At 37.8% G+C, this 18,919-nt stretch carries 19 protein-coding genes; 5 read left to right on the top strand and 14 right to left on the bottom strand.

All coding sequences use genetic code 11. From position 1 onward, the window contains the following. Positions 1-53: 53 nt before the first annotated feature. Positions 54-500, bottom strand: coding sequence for a hypothetical protein (locus tag BTO11_RS11450; protein WP_105052728.1), 447 nt, complete (start codon positions 498-500; stop codon positions 54-56). A 150-nt stretch (positions 501-650) separates the two neighbouring features. Next, complete coding sequence (locus BTO11_RS11445; protein ID WP_105052727.1) at positions 651-1,286, bottom strand: MBL fold metallo-hydrolase; 636 nt, start codon at positions 1,284-1,286, stop codon at positions 651-653. Positions 1,287-1,666: 380 nt separating this feature from the next. Here BTO11_RS11445 and BTO11_RS11440 point away from each other — a divergent pair, with 380 nt between their 5' ends. Continuing rightward, positions 1,667-2,506: a MaoC/PaaZ C-terminal domain-containing protein gene (locus BTO11_RS11440; protein WP_105052726.1), complete on the top strand. Its 840-nt coding sequence runs from the start codon at positions 1,667-1,669 to the stop codon at positions 2,504-2,506. Between the two features lie 35 nt (positions 2,507-2,541). Here the strand turns inward: BTO11_RS11440 and rplT are convergent, their stop codons facing one another. The 4 genes from rplT to thrS form a co-directional block, all read right to left on the bottom strand. Next, a complete protein-coding gene (rplT, locus tag BTO11_RS11435) occupies positions 2,542-2,901 on the bottom strand; it encodes a 50S ribosomal protein L20 (protein WP_105052725.1) in 360 nt (119 codons plus the stop codon). 16 nt (positions 2,902-2,917) lie between these two features. Continuing rightward, positions 2,918-3,115, bottom strand: coding sequence for a 50S ribosomal protein L35 (gene rpmI, locus BTO11_RS11430; RefSeq protein WP_105052724.1), 198 nt, complete (start codon positions 3,113-3,115; stop codon positions 2,918-2,920). 115 nt (positions 3,116-3,230) lie between these two features. Continuing rightward, a complete protein-coding gene (gene infC, locus BTO11_RS11425; protein WP_105052723.1) occupies positions 3,231-3,791 on the bottom strand; it encodes a translation initiation factor IF-3 in 561 nt (186 codons plus the stop codon). Positions 3,792-3,914: 123 nt separating this feature from the next. After that, positions 3,915-5,825 carry a threonine--tRNA ligase gene (gene thrS / locus BTO11_RS11420; RefSeq protein WP_105052722.1) on the bottom strand — a complete coding sequence of 637 codons (1,911 nt, stop codon included), beginning with the start codon at positions 5,823-5,825 and terminating at the stop codon, positions 3,915-3,917. 270 nt (positions 5,826-6,095) lie between these two features. On the opposite strand from thrS, the gene BTO11_RS11415 reads away from it, so the two are divergent. Then, complete coding sequence (locus tag BTO11_RS11415; protein WP_105052721.1) at positions 6,096-6,845, top strand: pteridine reductase; 750 nt, start codon at positions 6,096-6,098, stop codon at positions 6,843-6,845. Positions 6,846-6,879: 34 nt separating this feature from the next. Further along, positions 6,880-7,080, top strand: coding sequence for a CPXCG motif-containing cysteine-rich protein (locus BTO11_RS11410; protein WP_105052720.1), 201 nt, complete (start codon positions 6,880-6,882; stop codon positions 7,078-7,080). A 148-nt stretch (positions 7,081-7,228) separates the two neighbouring features. On the opposite strand, the gene BTO11_RS11405 is transcribed toward BTO11_RS11410, so the two are convergent. From BTO11_RS11405 to BTO11_RS11395, 3 genes are all read right to left on the bottom strand, one after another. Next, positions 7,229-7,888 (bottom strand): riboflavin synthase subunit alpha, encoded by a 660-nt coding sequence (locus BTO11_RS11405; RefSeq protein WP_105052719.1) that lies wholly within the window; start codon positions 7,886-7,888, stop codon positions 7,229-7,231. 46 nt (positions 7,889-7,934) lie between these two features. Then, the gene (gene sohB / locus BTO11_RS11400) at positions 7,935-8,969 is read right to left on the bottom strand and encodes a protease SohB (RefSeq protein WP_105052718.1); all 1,035 of its coding nucleotides are present in this window, start codon (positions 8,967-8,969) and stop codon (positions 7,935-7,937) included. Between the two features lie 223 nt (positions 8,970-9,192). Then, positions 9,193-11,802 carry a VolA/Pla-1 family phospholipase gene (locus BTO11_RS11395; RefSeq protein WP_105052717.1) on the bottom strand — a complete coding sequence of 870 codons (2,610 nt, stop codon included), beginning with the start codon at positions 11,800-11,802 and terminating at the stop codon, positions 9,193-9,195. Positions 11,803-12,047: 245 nt separating this feature from the next. On the opposite strand from BTO11_RS11395, the gene BTO11_RS11390 reads away from it, so the two are divergent. Then, positions 12,048-12,797, top strand: coding sequence for a YciK family oxidoreductase (locus BTO11_RS11390; RefSeq protein WP_105052716.1), 750 nt, complete (start codon positions 12,048-12,050; stop codon positions 12,795-12,797). Between the two features lie 107 nt (positions 12,798-12,904). Here the strand turns inward: BTO11_RS11390 and rluB are convergent, their stop codons facing one another. The 5 genes from rluB to BTO11_RS11365 all read right to left on the bottom strand — a co-directional run bounded on the left by rluB (position 12,905) and on the right by BTO11_RS11365 (position 16,863). Further along, positions 12,905-13,768, bottom strand: a complete 864-nt coding sequence (gene rluB, locus BTO11_RS11385) for a 23S rRNA pseudouridine(2605) synthase RluB (RefSeq protein WP_105052715.1) — start codon at positions 13,766-13,768, stop codon at positions 12,905-12,907. A gap of 7 nt (positions 13,769-13,775) precedes the next feature. After that, on the bottom strand, positions 13,776-14,447 hold the full coding sequence (gene scpB, locus BTO11_RS11380) for an SMC-Scp complex subunit ScpB (RefSeq protein WP_105052714.1): 672 nt from the start codon (positions 14,445-14,447) through the stop codon (positions 13,776-13,778). A gap of 8 nt (positions 14,448-14,455) precedes the next feature. Then, positions 14,456-15,310: a segregation and condensation protein A gene (locus BTO11_RS11375; protein ID WP_105053746.1), complete on the bottom strand. Its 855-nt coding sequence runs from the start codon at positions 15,308-15,310 to the stop codon at positions 14,456-14,458. 7 nt (positions 15,311-15,317) lie between these two features. Beyond that, positions 15,318-15,938, bottom strand: a complete 621-nt coding sequence (locus tag BTO11_RS11370) for an L-threonylcarbamoyladenylate synthase (RefSeq protein WP_105052713.1) — start codon at positions 15,936-15,938, stop codon at positions 15,318-15,320. A gap of 82 nt (positions 15,939-16,020) precedes the next feature. Beyond that, entirely contained in the window at positions 16,021-16,863 is an 843-nt protein-coding gene (locus tag BTO11_RS11365; RefSeq protein WP_105052712.1) for a PHP domain-containing protein, read from the bottom strand. Positions 16,864-17,217: 354 nt separating this feature from the next. On the opposite strand from BTO11_RS11365, the gene BTO11_RS11360 reads away from it, so the two are divergent. Next, entirely contained in the window at positions 17,218-18,918 is a 1,701-nt protein-coding gene (locus tag BTO11_RS11360) for an anthranilate synthase component 1 (RefSeq protein WP_105052711.1), read from the top strand. Position 18,919: the final 1 nt, after the last annotated feature.

Here is an 18,919-nt window from a genome sequence, read left to right as displayed (position 1 = left end):
CGCACTTACTCAATGTTATTACTGTTATTGGAATAACCTCAAAAGATAATTCATTATGTGGCTATGATGTATAAGGTAACAATGACTAAAGAACTTGTTACATCAGAGATATAAGCTGGAACTAATAAAGTTTGTGCCGGATAGCTATACCAATCTCTATAGTAATGAACCAATTTTAAACTGTTGGAGCTCTTATTAACCTGAAACTCTTTTAAATCGCCATCAATCACTATGCTAATAGTTCCGTTCTTTTCATCATCCCACACTATATCGTTTATATTTATTTTTACTGTTATCACTTCATAGTCAAAACGGTTTTGTTTGACCATTTTATTCAAACTCTGTAGTGGTTGAGTATCACCGCCACTGACCAATTCGGCTTCTGATAATCTAACTAAGCTCTCACCATTTTCTAAGGTCTTACTTTGGTTTGCGTATCCTTCAATTGAATGTGCTCCTATTGCCCAAACTCTCGAAGATAGGGAGCAAGCAGTTAACATATAAGTACTTGATAAAATTATTATTATTTTTATTAAACCACTTGATGTCTCGGAGCATATCTTGTGTAACATAACGTAAAATTGATGTTTTAGTCTTTCTGTTTCTTTCACTCTAGTACGTCCAATTAAATGAGTGCGATGCTCAAAAGCTTAATTATTGATAATATATGGATTTGTTGTTCTTTCATGGCCAATATTAGACACTGGACCATGGCCGGACAGAAACTGATAATCATCTGGTAGAGTTAATAAACTTGCATGGATAGAGTCAATTAGTGTTTGGTGATCGCCTCTAGGGAAGTCTGTGCGCCCCATACTGCCTTTAAACAATACATCACCTACCCAGATAAACTTAAACTGGTGATTAATGAAAATCACATGCCCTGGCGTGTGCCCTGGACAATGTTTAACTTCAAACGATAAATTACCAACCGTGACGGTATCGTCATGTTTTAACCAGCGAGTTGGCACAAAGGGTTTAGCTTCAGGGAATTGAAACATACGAGATTGGTCATCTAATTTATCTATCCAAAATTGGTCCTCTTTTTCAGGCCCTTCAATGGGTAAATCTAGTGCGTCAGCTAAATCTTTGGTACCGCCAGCATGATCGATGTGAGCATGAGTGATCAGTATTTTTTCAGGCTCCACGTTTAGCTCAATTAACCTTGCTTTAATTCTGTCTACTTCCCCGCCTGGGTCAACAATTGCGGCCTTATTTGTATGAGTACATACAATTATGCTGCAGTTTTGTTGGAACGCTGTGACAGGGATAACATCAATTTTCATTTATTTTTCTTCTTACTTAATTTTGTGAGTAAACGGCTAAGCGCAATAGCAAATAGACAATGCAATTATATGGTTTATATAATGAATGCCAATTCATATAACTCTGCCAGTATTTAACAATACTGACTTTTAATTTCATTTGGGCTTTATAACAATTCAAAATACTTTTAACAAATAACTTAACACTGAGTTCAGTTGTTACTGACTGTCATAAATTAAGGCTAAATAAGCTATAAATAACTTTATTGAATATCAAATTCGAATAAAAACGGCTATTTTAACCCTAATATGACAATTAAATGAAAATTATAGCAATCTACAATTGAATCCATCTCATTAGTTTCTTATCCTTGTCGCAGGTTAATCTATCAAGTAATGCTATGTCTATTATTCAACCATCACATTCAGTTCCAAAGTTAATTATTCGTGCATTACGTGCAAAAAAAACTAATTTAGAAGATTTTAAGCCCTTCTCTATCACCATAAAAAACAACTATGCCTCAGAAAAACAAATAACCTCATTTACTAAGGTATTTGGTCAACCTGATGACATAAAAAGTTATTCTTTTTTAGCTGGTTTTAAGTCGATGATACAGTGCGTAACACAAGCACCTATTCCTTCGTCGTTAATGGGCTTAATTCATTTAAGCTGTGAAATATCCCAACATGCTAAGCACAATTGGTTTTTACCTTACGATATCCAGGTAACGATTAAAGAATGTAAATCTAGCAACAAAGGACTTACTTATAAAATAGAGTCCGAGTTTTACCAACAAGATGAACTCACAATCCGTAATACCAATGTGATGTTAGATAAAAAAGCAGGATATAAAGCCAACCAAAGAGAAACGACTGAAAAGTCTGAACTCGCTCAGTTAAACAACTGCTTTTGTAGCTACGCAATAAACCTAAAAACCTCATGGAAATATGCTTTATTGTCAGGCGATTTGAACCCAATTCACTTACACCCTTACCTAGCCAAAAAATTAGGCTTAAAGTCAGTGTTAATTCATGGAATGTTTAACGCTCATCAATGCTTGTCGAGTGTATTTAAAAAGACAGGTGAAGATTTAGGCAATGTTTATATTGAATTTAACAAACCTTGTTTTATGCCAAACCAAGTCTTTGTTAGACAGTATGGGGATTCAAATGAATATGGTGTGTTTTCTAAAGATAAAAAAGATAGATATATAAAAGTAGAAATAAAAAAGGAAGCCTAGGCTTCCTTTTTTAATAATCAAACTATGTGCTTAATTTAAGCAGCTAAAGCTTCATTAGCTTTAACAACCAAAACAGCAAATGTTGCTTGGTCGTATACAGCGATATCAGCTAAGATCTTACGATCAACTTCAATAGATGCCTTTTTCAAGCCATTCATGAATTTGCTGTAAGACAAACCGTTTTGACGAGCTGCCGCATTGATACGAGCTATCCATAATTGACGGAAAACACGTTTCTTTTGACGACGGTCACGGTAAGCATATTGACCAGCTTTTGTTACTGCTTGAAACGCTACGCGATAAACACGTGAACGTGCTCCGTAATAACCTTTAGCAGCCTTTAGTACTTTTTTGTGACTCTTGCGAGCTTGTACACCACGTTTTACTCTTGCCATAATTCAGTCTCCTCTCTTAAGCTACACGCAACATACGATCAATTAACGGTTTATCAACCTTCGATACCATTTCTTTGTTACGTAAGTGACGTTTACGCTTAGAGCTCTTTTTAGTCAAAATATGACGTAAGTGAGACTGTTTACGTTTGTAACCGCCAGAGGCAGTTTTTTTGAAGCGTTTAGCCGCTCCACTATGGGTCTTCATTTTAGGCATTGCCTGGACTCCGCATTGGTCAGTGTTAATAAAATGGTAATAAGGCGAGTTACTTGTTCTTAAAAAGAATAGTTAGCTACTTTTAAGGCCCTAGTTACCGACATTTTAAGAGCAATTACTTGCTCTTGGTTGGCGCGAGTACCATCACCATTTGTCTTCCTTCTGCACGAGAAGGGAAAGACTCACAATTTGATATATCATCTAAATCAGCTTTAACACGATTTAATAACTCAATACCTATGCCTTGGTGTGCCATCTCACGGCCTCGGAAGCGGATCGTAACTTTCGTTTTGTCACCACTTTCGATGAAGCGACGCAGGTTGCGTAGTTTTACCTGGTAGTCACCTTCATCAGTCCCAGGTCGAAATTTAATTTCTTTAACCTGGATCTGTTTTTGCTTCTTCTTTTGTTCTTTTTGAGCTTTGCTATTTTCGTATAGAAATTTGCCATAGTCCATCACTTTACAAACAGGTGGCTCTGCATTTGGACTAATTTCTACCAAATCAACACCAGCTTCGGCCGCAGCCGCTAGTGCTTCTTCAATTGTAGCAACACCTAATGCCTCACCTTCAAGTCCAACTAATCGAACTTCAGTAAGTGTAATCTCTTCATTTAACCTGTTTTGAGCAGCCTTTTGGCCTCTCTTGTTTTGCGCTCTAATGGCAAAATCCTCCAATAATAGAATCTTAAAAGTCGAACATCACTATTACTTAATGTTTGTTCAACTCACCTTGAATTTTTTAATGCAATTTAGTCTTATAATGTTGTAAAACTAAATTGCAGTTTCTTACTTATATTCTTACTTGTAGTTTTTCACTACTTCATCAAATTGGGCTATAAATTCGTCCAAAGTAACAGAACCTAAATCGTCACCCTTGCGAGTTCGGACTGCAACTTGTCCTGTTTCTTTCTCTTTTTCGCCAACAACTAACATGTAAGGAATACGTTTAAGAGTATGCTCACGGATCTTAAAGCCTATCTTCTCATTTCTCAAGTCCGAAATGACTCTAATTCCATGTTCTTTTAACTTTTTTTGCACTTTTTGCACATATTCGGCCTGAGAATCAGTAATATTCATAATTACTACCTGTTTTGGTGCTAACCAAGTTGGTAACAATCCAGCATATTCTTCAATCACAATTCCGATAAAACGTTCCATTGAGCCCAAAATTGCTCTGTGGATCATCACTGGTGTTTTACGATCATTATCTTCAGCAACATAAGTTGCACCTAAACGACCTGGCATTGAAAAGTCGACCTGAATTGTGCCACATTGCCAAGCTCGACCTAAACAATCGTGTAATGTGAACTCAATTTTAGGACCATAAAACGCCCCTTCACCCGGAAGGAAATCAAAATCAAGATTATTAGCATTTAAGGCATCTTCTAATGATTTTTCAGCTTTATCCCAACTTTCTTCACTACCAACACGTTGATCTGGACGTGTAGACAATTTAATACTGATATCTTCAAAACCAAATGTCTTATAACAATCAAATACCATTTCAATACAAGAGATAACTTCTTGCTGAATTTGCTCTTCTGTACAGAAGATATGGGCATCATCTTGCGTAAAGCCACGTACACGCATTAAACCATGTAAAGACCCTGATGGTTCATTACGGTGACAACAACCAAACTCAGCCATACGTAATGGTAAATCACGGTAAGACTTTAAACCTTGGTTAAATATCTGAACGTGACCTGGGCAGTTCATCGGCTTAATTGCATATTCACGGTGCTCAGAGTGCGTAGTGAACATGTTTTCTGCGTATTTATCCCAGTGACCTGATTTTTCCCACAAAGAGCGGTCCATCATTAATGGCCCTTTCACTTCATCGTAATCATATTCAGCTAATTTGCGACGGATAAACTTTTCTAGTTCGTTATAAATTGCATAACCATCATTGTGCCAAAACACCATTCCTGGCGCTTCTTCTTGCCAATGGAATAAATCTAATGCTTTACCGATTTTACGGTGATCGCGCTTTTCAGCTTCTTCAAGACGTTTTAAATATGCTTTTAATTGTTTTTTGTCAGCCCATGCTGTGCCGTAAATACGCTGCAACATTTTGTTGTCAGAGTTACCACGCCAGTATGCACCAGCCACTTTCATTAATTTAAAGTGTTGGCAAAACTTCATGTTTGGAACGTGAGGACCACGACACATGTCGATGTATTCTTCGTGGTGGTATAAACCTGGACGATCATCTTTTTCAATATTTTCGTCAAGGATTTGAATTTTGTACATTTCGCCACGTTCTTCAAATACATCACGCGCTTCTTGCCAGCTAACCGTTTTCTTAACAACCTGGTAATCGGTTTTAGCCAATTCCATCATGCGCTTTTCAATCGCTAGAATGTCATCTTGTGAAATTGTATGTTCCATATCGATGTCATAATAAAAGCCATTATCAATCGTTGGACCAATTGCCATTTTACAATCTGGATACAATTGTTTTATTGCATGACCTAATAAATGCGCACAAGAGTGACGAATAATTTCAACACCTTCGTCATCTTTGGCTGTGGTAATTTGTAAAGTCGCGTCTTTATCCATGATTTCACAGGCATCAACTTGAACACCGTTGATTTTACCGGCGATTGTCGCTTTAGCTAAACCTGGACCAATATCATTGGCAACATCTAAAACTGAAACTGGATTTTCGAATGAACGCTGACTTCCATCAGGTAATGTAATAACTGGCATGAGGTTTCCTTGGTACAGTGGCGGCGCCTACAATGCGTCGCATATACTTAATTTTGTTAAGATTTATGACATATTTGAATGGTTACAGTCCAATCAGTATTTATATCAATAAATTTAAGAATTTTGTGAGTCACGGATTTTATTTTATCTAGAGCATTAACGCAAGAGCTGCAGGTGTATTGAGTAATATTCAATTTGCAGTTTTGTATTAGCAAGACATACAATGACACTATTACACATCTGTTATTAATTCGGCGAGCAATACCCAATATGACTCAATTTCAAAAAGTAGCCTTTGTCACCGGCTCAGCCAAACGAATTGGCAAGCAAACTGTGCGCAGTTTGCACGCCAAAGGCTATAGAACCATAGTTCACTGCAATCACTCTACTGATGCAGCACAAGCCTTAGTGGATGAGTTAAACCAGATATCACCAAACACTGCACAACTGGTTAGCGGAGATTTAACGCAATTTGAGCAATATCAGCAGATTGCAGATCAAGTAATCGCCGTATTTGGCCGCTTAGATGTATTAGTAAATAATGCCAGTAGCTTTTACCCGACTAATGTTGGCGAAACGGCATTAAGTGAATGGGACGATTTAATGTCGACTAATTTAAAAGCCCCCTTCTTTTTAATCCAGGCCTTTAAGCAGCAGCTAGAGCAAACAAAAGGCTGTGTTATTAATATGATAGACATTCATGCTGAACGTCCGCTTAAAGGTTACTCGGTTTACTGCATGGCAAAAGCCGGATTAGCTATGTTAACAAAGTCGCTTTCCCGTGAATTAGCACCTAATATAAGAGTTAATGGAATCGCACCTGGTGCAATTTTATGGCATGAAAATGACTTAAATGATCAGGACAAACAACAAGTGATAAGTGAAATTTCTTTACAAAGGCTAGGTTCACCTGAGGATATAGCACAAGCAATTTTATATCTAATTGAGGCAAGCTACGTTACCGGTCAAATTATTGCAGTAGACGGTGGTAGAAGTAATCATGGAGGTGAGAAAGCCTAACCGAGTCGAAACATAGGCAAAAAGGTAGGCAAACATGAATACATTTAACAAAACCATTTCATGTCCGCATTGTGGACATAAAGTTAATTTTGAATTTGATGCCAGTAATGGTGATCAAAACTATTACGAAGACTGCCCTGATTGCTGCAATGCAATTCATATGGGAATGCATCTTAACGATGCACTACAAAAAGTTGAATTGACCATAGATGCTGATGACGAGCAGTTTTATTGAGACGTGAGCGGGCGAGTTTAGAGCTTCGAGTTGCGAGCAACGAGCTGCGAGTTTATTTGTCTTAAGCTTTTACTTACAGCTTATAGCTTTGGATGTTTTTTACATTTCCATCTTTCAAACCTTCGAGCTTTCGAGCCTTCCAGCGTTTTTAACCATGATGCTGTTTTAAGTAACGCTCTACGGTTTCTACCGTAGTGTAGGTTTGCTGATCAACTTCAATATTCAAATAATCCCCTACTTCAGCACTCCCTAAATTAGTTAGTTTTAACGTCTCTGGTATCAGGTGTAAATTAAAGCTATTTTCTGTGGTATTACCTACCGTGAGACTTGAACCATTAACCGATACAAACCCTTTGTATAAAATGTACTTCATCCATTGGCTATCTACAGCTAGTGACACTTTACAATTATCAGTACTGGTTTGAATATCTGTGATCTTAGCTGTGGTTTGAATATGGCCAGACACGATATGGCCACCAAGTTCAGTCCCAAAAGTAACCGAACGCTCAAAATTAACCTTATGGCCGATATCTAACTTGAGTAAATTGGTTTGTTTTAATGTTTCATCAATAATATCAAACTGGACCATCCCTATTGAATGGCCTTGCCCAGTTGAATGACCTTCATTGACTGAGGACGCTTGCTCAAAATGAGTTACCGTCAAGCACACACCATTAATGGCGATACTTGCGCCTATGGTTAAGTTATTCAAATATTCACTGGCAACCGCTAACGTAAGCGTTCTAAATTTATCATTACCAACAAATGCAGAAACTACGGCTTTGGTTTGTACTATTCCAGTGAACATATCTTTACCTTTATTTATAACTATTTTTAGCTTCTGTGAGTCTAGGTTATTTATTAGCTGTGAAAGACCAAGAAGTCATTTTACTAACCATGCTAGATACACCAGCGGCGGCGGCAACGCCTAGCTTCTCTGCTAGTTTTTGCTTTATCTTATATTCAACTTTATAGAGTGTATGCTCTTTAACTGCATTTAACACAAAGTCATCACTTGTTGATAATTCATCAACCAGTTTTAAATCAAGTGCTTGTTTGCCATACCAATGCTCGCCAGTTGCTACTTTCTCAATATCTAACTGCGGACGGTATTCACTAACAAAGTCTTTAAATAAGATATGCGTATCAGCTAATTCTTGTTTGAATTTTTCACGAGCTTCGTCAGTGTTTTCACCCAACATAGTTAACGTACGTTTAAAATTGCCTGCTGTATGCTGTTCAATTTCAACGTCGTGTTTCTTTAATAACTTATTAAAGTTTGGTAACTGAGCCACTACACCAATTGAGCCGATTATAGCAAATGGTGCCGAAATGATTTTATTCGCCACACAAGCCATCATGTAACCACCACTGGCCGCTACTTTATCAACCGAAGCTATCACTTCAATATCGGCATTACGCAAACGTGCGATTTGTGATGACGCTAAACCATAACCGTGCACCACACCACCTGGACTTTCTAATTTAATTAATACTTTATCGCCCGGCTGCGCAATTGAAATAATTGCAGAAATCTCTTCACGCAAAGATTCAACTTCATTGGCGTATACACCTCCATCAAACGACACAACAAACATATTAGGACGTTTTTTATCTTTATTTTTACTGTCTTTTTTAACTTCTTGTTTAAGCTCTTTCTTAAGGTTTTTATCAAACGCTTTTAGCTCGTCTTTATTTAATAACGAACGTTTTAAATCAACTATTGTGTCTTCAATCTCTTCAGAGATGTTATCAACGTATAACTCGCCCTTGTTACTTGCTTTACCTTTTACAGCGGCACTTACAATAAGTCCCATAATCGCAGCAATGGCAATAACAATAGTTATGGCTTTAGCCACAAACAATCCGTACTGGTATAAAAATTCCAAGGTAACATCCTTACGTTTTAAGTTTTATTTTCAATTCAATTGGTTTGTATATATGGCTTAAAAGGTAAATTTAAACCACTAACGGTAAAAAAGCTTTAGTAACAAACCTAGCTAAAAACCCACCGTTCAGAATATGTGCATACAAAAAAAACCAGCCGAAGCTGGTTTTTTTTATTTTTTAATTCAAGCATTTAACTTAAATATGAACGATTAACGTAGTTAATTATTCAGAACAAGAGGCATCATTTACATCTTTAACAACACATTTACCCGCTGTAGGTGAGTATGTTTTGCCGTCAGAGTTAAAGAATTGATACATTATAGTCTGCATTTCTGTATGAACAGTAGCATCCGTATCAGCATCATCCGTTGGATCTGCAAAAGTAGAATGACTACCACTTGTAAATCTAACAATACCACTAGTTGCTTCAGTGTCATCTATACTACCAACAATCTGAGATAACCCTAATTGATTAGCTAATCCAGTAGTGCCCGCAATACCTTTAAGGGGATCGGTAGATAAAGAATTAGGGATGGTTTGGTCTGGTAAGTTATCAGACGTTCCATCACCAGCAATTTCATATACTAACACTGGAGTACCAAGTGTTTTTAACAGTTGGGTGTAGTTTGACGGATCACCCGCTTCTAACGCACCTTGAGCAGCAAAAGCAAATTGGCTAATAGCTGAGTTTATTGCTGCAGTGTAAGTTCCTTCAGCTTCTAATGCGGTATAAGCACAAATTAATTCAGCACTTGTTGGAGCTGCAGTAGCCGTAAAACCACAACCTGCTAATTCAGCAGTAGCAAGATCTGTTAATTCATTACCTAAACCAAATATAACTGATGCTTTAACTAATGGACCAAAAGAGCCTGACTCAACTAAGAAATTAGCAACTGATGCACCAGGATTAGCAAATACAGCCGCTTTAATTTTATATAAATTATTTAGCGCTGTCGCCGTAGCTTCAGCTGTTGTAGCTCTAACCGTTTCATCTTCAATTGTGCTATCAGCAACTGTATCTGCACTTATAGGGGTATTGGCTACAGCAACTGCGTTAACGCCAGTTAATGCACCCAGAGAGTGCCCCATAAAATATACATTAGCTGGGTCAACAGAGACATCACCTGACGTAACATCATATAATACATTAATCGCAAGCCTAAGTTGTAAAATGTCAGCAGCAGATTGACGTAAGTTATCACGAGCCGTTAACAAGCTAGATAAATTAAGATAAGTCGTTGCCGCATTTCCTGGGTATACAGGAGCTGATGTATCATCAGACGGATCAGTGAGCGAACTAGTTGCACTTATAAATGTACCATCTCCAACAGGAATACTACGTTCGCCATGTAAAGGATGATCAATAGCAACAGTTGCGTAACCATTTGCCGATAACCAACCAGTTGTGGCTAACATATCTTCTTTTTTAGACGTAATACCATGCTGGATGATCACTACTGGCCAACCTGCTTCTGGTTTTTCAATATCAGGATACTGTCCACCAGAAATAAGGTCTCTAAATGAATTAGCTGCTGCTACATTTGGCAATGTAGCTTGAACATCAATAATTTTTGTACTTTTAGTTTTTGGTAATGGGTTGTATTTAGTTAAATGACGTTGCGTGTCTAATCCTAAATCCGCTAAACCTAAAGCTACACAAGTATCATTAGAATCTCCTACTGTACCAGCCGCTTTTTGTGCGTCAGTCGCTGCAGCAAGAACAATACCGCTATCACAAGCAGCTTCCCATCTACCGGTAAGTGGGTCGCCAGTTTCTGGTGTATCAAGGTAATAAGGAACGGGTATAGCCCCACTATATACATCTGCACTGCTATACAAAGCCGTTGCAATAGGCGTTAATGTTTGCCCAGCTCCAGCAAATGCCTCTGCTACGTTGTAACCTTCAGATGTAAGAATGGTAGCAAGTGGTCTTGTTGCAAATTCTTTAGCACTTAGTAGCTTAGTTATTTGTAGAGGATCTGTACCTGCTACACCTGCAGATTGAGTTGTAAATACTTGTGTATAAACAATATCATCTCGGTCAGCATCAAGGTCTCTGGCTAATACACTTTCAAAGCTATTAACTAAAGTTTGTAGTGTACGAATACCAGCTTGCGTCGCATTTAATTCACTGTCAGCTAATGATGGCAATACTAATGGAGTCGTTGTTATATCTTGCTCTACTGAACCATAAGTAGAAGAAGGCATTAAAGAATTACCATTGGTATCTTTAATACCTTTAGTTAACGTTAATGCATAACTTGTTTGTGCAGTTAATGGTTTTAACGGAACAATAACAATACTGTTACCTGAAGTACTTGCTATATAATCTTCATTGTAATTAAGTTTTGAAACCGCTTTACACATTAACGTTGCTTTAGATGTATCAGCACAATCTGCATCTCTAAAATCTGGATAACTTACGACTTTATAAAGAACAACAGATGTTCCATTAATAGTCGTTGCGTCAATAGCAACGCTTTCATCGTCAGCTTCAATTGAAACCACAAATGGGTTTTGTGTTCCCCAACCATCTAATGCACCAAGTATATTTGATGGATTTGTGAAGTCTACAGCGTCGCCTGCGGCTTTAGCTGCCACTTCGCCTGGCATTTCCAATGTAAAATCAGACGTACCACTAAATAATAAGTCAGTTGGTGCTGAGACGTTGCCATTGGCAGGGTCCCATACCACTCTAAGACGTGTGCTTAATTCTTTTATCTCTTGTTGTGCTTCTACAGATTCCTGTTGAACATCTTTTAATGATTTATCATCACAGGCTGACAATCCCAGTACACTGGTGATTGCGATACTTATTGCTAATTTATTCATATTGCTCCCCTGGGTCCTAATTATTTTTACCAATTAATTTGGCTTTTTTTTATGGACGCTTTTTTAACAGTTTAGACCAGTCAAAGTTACCTCACTTATTTGCAATAAGCTAGTCAAAATTATTAATTAATAAGGTTTTTATGCACTTTGGCTGCACTTTTAATGATCTTTTGAATACTCAGTAGTGAATTATTCTTTACAGCAATGTAACATTGCAGGGATTTTAAACATTTTGCTAAGTATTTATGAAACATATAGATTTTCAAACATCAAAAAATGAACTAAACAACAAAGTTATACTCGTTACTGGAGCCGGGTCTGGTATCGGCAGACAAGCTGCAATAACTTATGCTCAACATGGTGCTGAAGTTATTTTACTTGGTAAAACAACGAAGAAGCTGGAAGCGGTTTACGATGAAATCGTTGAAGCGGGTTACAAAGAACCTTCTATAATTCCATTGGACTTAAAAGGCGCAACCGTTAAAAATTATCAAGATATGGCATCAACCATAATATCTGAATATGGCAAACTCGATGGTTTATTAAATAATGCATCCATTTTAGGCGCGTTAAGTCCTTTACAACATGTTGATGAAGGTACTTTTGATGATGTAATGAAAGTGAATTTTAAAGGTACATTCTTTTTAACACAGGCGTTAATCCCAGCCCTTAAATTAGCACCAAACGCTTCCGTTGTTTTTACATCTAGTGGCGTTGGTAAAAAAGGCCGTGCGTTTTGGGGAGCTTATGCGTTTTCTAAGTTTGCCACTGAAGGCTTAATGCAAACCATGGCAGATGAGTTTGAGAATACCAATATTCGTACAAATTGTGTGAACCCAGGTGCAACAAAAACCAATATGCGTGCAAGAGCATACCCTTCTGAAGATGTTAGAAAACTTAAATTACCTGAGCAATTAATGCCAAGTTATCTCTATTTAATGTCGGATGAAAGTAAAGATGTGAATGGTCAATCTTTGGATGTACAACCAAAGTAACCTGATTGACTAAATACTTAATCAAATTAGTATAAATTCTTTTGACATAAAAAAACCTCAATTTACTTTAAATTGAGGCTTTTTTTGTATTGTTTGTTGTATGCTAATTACTTAGTAATGCGGCGTTGTTTGTGTTTTCGCACCGCACGTTTTATACGAGCATGCTCAACACGTCTATTTTGTGCATTATCTACAGTAACACTGGTATTGAACTCTCTTAATTCTCTATCTAGGCCTACTTTTTTACGTAGTGCATTTAAGTCTTCAAGTCCAAGTTCTTTCCAGCCACCTTGCATCAAACGTTTCTCTAGCGTTACATCAGCATAACGAATTCGAATAAGTCGGCTTACTGTTAATTCTTGTGATGCCCATAAGCGTCTAACTTCACGATTACGGCCTTCTTTTAACGATACGTTAAACCAACTATTAGAGTTTTCATCATGATTAGATTTGTCGGCTTTGATCTTATCAAATTTAGCCAAACCATCTTCAAGCTCAACCCCTTTGATTAGGTTTTGCAAATGTTCAGGTTGCACGTCACCAAATACTCGCGCTGAATACTCACGCTCAATTTGATAGCTTGGGTGCATTAAACGGTTGGCAAGTTCACCATCGTTGGTAAATAACAATAAACCACTGGTATTAATATCTAGTCGGCCAATGCCAATCCAGCGGCTATTTTTAAGCTTAGGTAATCTGTCATATACCGTTGGACGTCCTTTTGGATCTTTACGTGTACACATTTCACCTTCCGGCTTGTTGTACATGATCACTCGGCATATTTCTTCTGTTTCAGAACGGGCTTCAATAATATGACCATCAACACGGATGGTTTCTGTTCCTTCAACCCTGTCGCCTAACTTAGCAACGTTACCGTTAATACTAACTCGGTTACTTGAAATATAGGTTTCCATCTCGCGGCGAGAGCCTACACCAGAACGGGCTAACACTTTTTGTAATTTTTCACTCATTAATTCTTTACTCTGTCTCTACGCTTAATTTGTCTGGGTTTGCTGAGTCTTCTTCACTATCCACTTCTTGGTTAGCAGGTTCTTCAGCTTGCCCCATAAATTCATTTTCAATTCTTTGGGCGATTATATCTAACGACTCTGGCTCAATTAATTCAGGTAACTGAGACAAACTGGTTAATGAAAAATAATCTAAAAATTCGTTTGTTGTGCCATATAACGAAGGTCTTCCAGGCACTTCTTTGTGACCTACCACTTTAATCCAGTTTCTTTCTACTAATGTTCTCACTATGTTAGAGCTAACCGATACACCCCTAACATTTTCTATTTCACCACGGGTAATTGGTTGTTTATAAGCAATTAACGCTAATGTTTCCAATAACGCTCGGCTGTACTTAGCTGGTTTTTCATATAACAGATTGGTTAACCACTGGCCTAAATTTTCAGCTGCTTGAAAACGATAACCGCTTGCCAATTTAACCAAGTTCACTCCTCTAGAGGAATAGTCACTTTTTATGTCACTTAAAATAGAGTTTAGTAAACTGTTGCTCACTTTAACATTAATCAATACAGTTTGTTTTAATTTATCCAAAGTTAATGGAGTTTCTGATGTAAAAATAGCAGCTTCAACTATTTGCTTTAGTTTAAGTTCTGTTACTTCATGTTTTTCATCAATAATCATATTTATGCTCAATTTGCTTCGGACTGTTTATAACGAACGTGGAGTTGTCCGTAAGCCGCTGACTGAATAACCTCTAACAAACTTTCTTTTACTAGCTCTAACACAGCTAAAAAAGTAACCACAACGCCTGAACGCCCTTCTGTAACGTCAAATAAGTCGTGGAATAATACAAACTTATCACTTTGACTTAACCTATCTAGCAATTGTGTCATTCTTTCTCTGGTGGATAATACTTCGGCAGAAATTTCATGATGACTAAAGGCTGATGCTCGTTTTAATACCGACTGAAATGCCATCACTAACTCTTGCATATCTATTTCTGGTTCTAACATCTCTGGATGCATAGTCTCTGGCATAACAGCACGAGAAATAAAGGTGTCTCGTTCCATGCGAGGGAGTTGGTCGATATCTTGTGCCGCTTGTTTAAATATCTCGTATTCTTGTAAACGTCTTATCAGTTCGGCTCTTGGGTCTTCTTCATTTTCATCGTCAAATACATTTTTTGGCAGTAATAATCTAGATTTTATTTCCGCCAACATAGCCGCCATCACTAAGTACTCAGCGGCTAATTCCATTTTAACCTCACGCATAAGATCAACATATTCCATATACTGTAAGGTGATCTCTTGGATCGGTAAGTCAACAATATCGAACTTTTGCTTTTTGATCAGATACAACAGAAAATCCAGCGGCCCTTCAAATGCGTCTAAAAAAACCTCAAGCGCATCTGGCGGAATAAATAGGTCTTCCGGCTTATTAATAACAATTTCACCACGGACAAGCGCTAATGGCAGCGCTTGCTGCACCATTTGCGTTGTGTCATGTTCTGGTTTAACCAAAGGTGGGTTTTGAGGATCTGTCATCGTTTTATTATTCAAACTGGCTGGTATCGCCTTCGCCATATCTTAATATTTTGGGTTCATCGTCTGATAAGTCGATAACACTGGTTGGTTTTTCACCTAAATAGCCACCGTGAATAATTAAATCCACATGCTTTTCTAGCTTTTGGCGTATTTCGTCAGGATCTGACTCGGCAAATTCATCGCCTGGTAATAACAAACTAGAAGACATTAATGGCTCGCCTAGTTCCGCTAATAAATCAAGAGCAATTTTATTATTGGGAACGCGTATACCTATCGTTTTACGTTTGTCATTTAACACACGTTTTGGCACTTCTTTTGTGCCTTTAAATATAAAGGTATATGGACCCGGCGTTGCAGCTCTTATGGCTCTAAATGCGGCGTTATCGACTCGTGCAAACGTGGCAATTTCAGATAAGTCACTACAGACCAAAGTAAAATTATGATTTTTATCGACATTTCTAATGGCGATAATTCTGTCCATGGCTTTTTTATCACCAATAGCACAACCAATGGCGTAACCAGAGTCCGTTGGATAAACCACAACGCCACCATTTTTAACAATAGTAGCAGCTTGAGATATCAATCTTCCTTGCGGATTATCCGGATGAATGTGAAAAAATTGGCTCATGTTTTTACTTCTTATTTTTTACATATTAGGGACGAATTAACTATAACTTAAACATAATTAATAAGTTAACTATACGCCCATATTAAGCAAATCGCCATTTAGGATGTTCCCAAACGGGTTTACATTGTTCTGTTAGGTATAAACTTTTTCCTAAATCCGTCCAACGAGCTGGAGCATGAAAGTCAGAACCTTGTGAACTATATAAATCATGTTGATTAGCCAGACCTGCAATATGCGTTCTCTGATTTGGTGATAGTTGGGTTAATCCAACTTCTAATGCATCACCACCGTGTTCAGAAAATTCAGCCACCAGCTTAGCTAACCACTTGTTAGACATATCGTATCTGATTGGATGCGCGATAACGGCTATTCCACCAGCTTGATGAATTATGTTAACTGCCGTTTCAATATCCATCCAATTAGCTGAAACATAAGCAGGTTTGCCCTTGCCTATGTATTTTTTAAACGCAGCATCAAAATTTGGTATCACACCACGTTGTAATAATACTTTGGCAAAATGAGTACGACTAACACATTTACCTAATGCCATGGCTCGAGCATCTTGGTAAACGTTTTCAAATCCTTTTTTGGCTAACTTCTCTGACATAGAAATAGCTCGAGCTTCTCTATGTTCTAACTGAGTATCCAGATGAGATAGTAATTCAGCATTGTGAGGGTCAATACATAAACCGACAATATGAATTTCAAAGCCGTGCCACTTAGTTGAAATCTCAACACCGTTAACCAATTTTAACGTTAATTTTTTCTCTGCTATTTCTGCCTGAGCAAGCGCTAATGCATCAACCGTATCGTGATCTGTCACCGCCAATACACCCACTTGACGAACATCGGCTCGAGTAATAAGTTCAACAGGCGTTAAACTACCGTCCGACGCTGTGGTGTGGCTATGTAAATCGTAAATCAAAGTAGGCTCAAAATGGGTAGAAATATTATGGTCGTATTATGTCATATAGCATTTAGTTCTACTATCACTGAAATAGTAATTGACAGAAGTAGTAAAAAACGTTTTTATACACACACTTAATAAATATTACGTCTTTAGGATTTAACTAAATGAACACTTCAACATTCACATGGCATTGGTGGCTTTCCAAATCAGCGGGTGAATAAGTGGTGCGCGTAATATTACGACATTATAAAAGAAACCCGCTTATTGAGCGGGTTTTTTTATGGCTTACGTTTAGCTATTTAATCACAAGCTTAACCAGTTTTCAGAGTATGAATTTCAGATTAACAAAATATAAGAAAAGTAATTAAAATGGTATTTAGTCAAATAACGACAACAATTGGTGAAGTAAACAGCATCAGTATTAAAGCAAATTATTTAAATGACCCGCTTGATATATTCTCACTTTTTAGTAAAGACAAACAAAACTCACTCTTGTTAGAGTCTGCCGAGATTGACAGTAAAGATAACTTAAAAAGTTTAATGTTAATTGATACCGCAGTTAAGTTTGAATGTAACGGTCAGATAGTCACAGTTACCGCTCTGGTTGATAACGGTTTACCGGTTGTCCATCATTTAGCTGGTATTTTTAAACAAGAATACGCAGACAGTACAAACCTCCAATTAAACGACAATACGTTAGTTATCACCTTCCTAGATAACGACACTAATGTTGACGAAGACACCCGCTTGAAACAAGCCAATGCATTTGAAGTATTACGCTCTGCGGTTAACTCTATAGTGGCACCAGAGGATTCACCGTTTGCTTTATTCTTAGGCGGTGTATTCGCTTATGACATGTTAGCTAACTTTGAATCATTACCCGATGTTGGTGAAGGCTTAAATACCTGCCCTGACTATCTGTTTTATCTCGCTGAAACTATGGTGATTGTTGATCATCAAAAACAACAAACTGAACTCATTGGTAATGTATTTAGTGGCGAAAACGCTTTTGCTAATTGTTTCTCTGTTGGTAAACGCCTAGAAGAACTTAAACAGCTGCTAGATTCCGCTATTAAAAACAAAGCCATTAAAGACGCGGCTAATAGTAATGACCACAAACAGAACTTTGGCTTTAGTCAATTAGCCCCTAGGTCGGTACTTAATAACAAGGCTATTTCAGTTAATGTTGCCGACGACTCGTTTCAGCAACAAGTTATTCAATTAAAAAATAATATTGTGCAAGGTGATGTGTTTCAAGTTGTACCGTCACGTTGTTTTAGCTTGCCTTGTTCTGACGCCTTAGATGCGTACCGTCATCTTAAGCAAGATAATCCAAGCCCTTATATGTTTTACCTTAAAGCTGACGACTTTACCTTGTTTGGTGCCTCTCCTGAGTCAGCACTGAAATACTCTTCTACTACTAAGCAAGTTGAAGTGTATCCAATTGCAGGCACTCGTATTCGCGGCTTTAGAGCTGACGGTAGTATTAATGCAGATTTAGACTCCCGTATAGAGCTAGACCTAAGAAATGACAAAAAAGAAGTGGCTGAGCATTTAATGTTAGTCGACCTAGCCCGTAACGATGTTGCCCGTATCAGTGAGCCGGGAACTCGTTATGTAAAAGAGTTATTAAAAGTAGACCGTTACTCTTACGTTATGCATTTAGTCTCACGCGTCATTGGTACATTAAGAAACGACTTAGACGCCCTACACGCTTATCAAGCTTGTATGAATATGGGCACACTTGTAGGTGCACCAAAGATCAGAGCCGCTACGTTAATTAGAAATGTTGAACAAGCAAGACGAGGCAGTTATGGCGGCGCAGTGGGTTATATAAATGGCTCTGGTGATATGGATACTTGTATTGTTATTCGTAGTGCCTTTGTAAAAGATGGGTTGGCGCATGTACAAGCTGGCGCTGGCGTTGTTTACGACTCAGACCCTATTGCAGAATGTGAAGAAACCCAAAACAAAGCTCAAGCGGTATTAAAAGCAATTCAAGCAAGTCAATTACATTTAGGCTCTAGCGAGTCCCCAGCCTCAGGCTTATCTACTAAGGGAGTTAACTAAC

The sequence above is a fragment of the Psychrosphaera saromensis genome, assembly GCF_002954545.1.
Lineage (GTDB): Bacteria > Pseudomonadota > Gammaproteobacteria > Enterobacterales > Alteromonadaceae > Psychrosphaera > Psychrosphaera saromensis.
The sequence above is the reverse complement of the archived record's forward strand: the minus strand, read 5'-3'. Positions and strand labels throughout refer to the sequence as shown.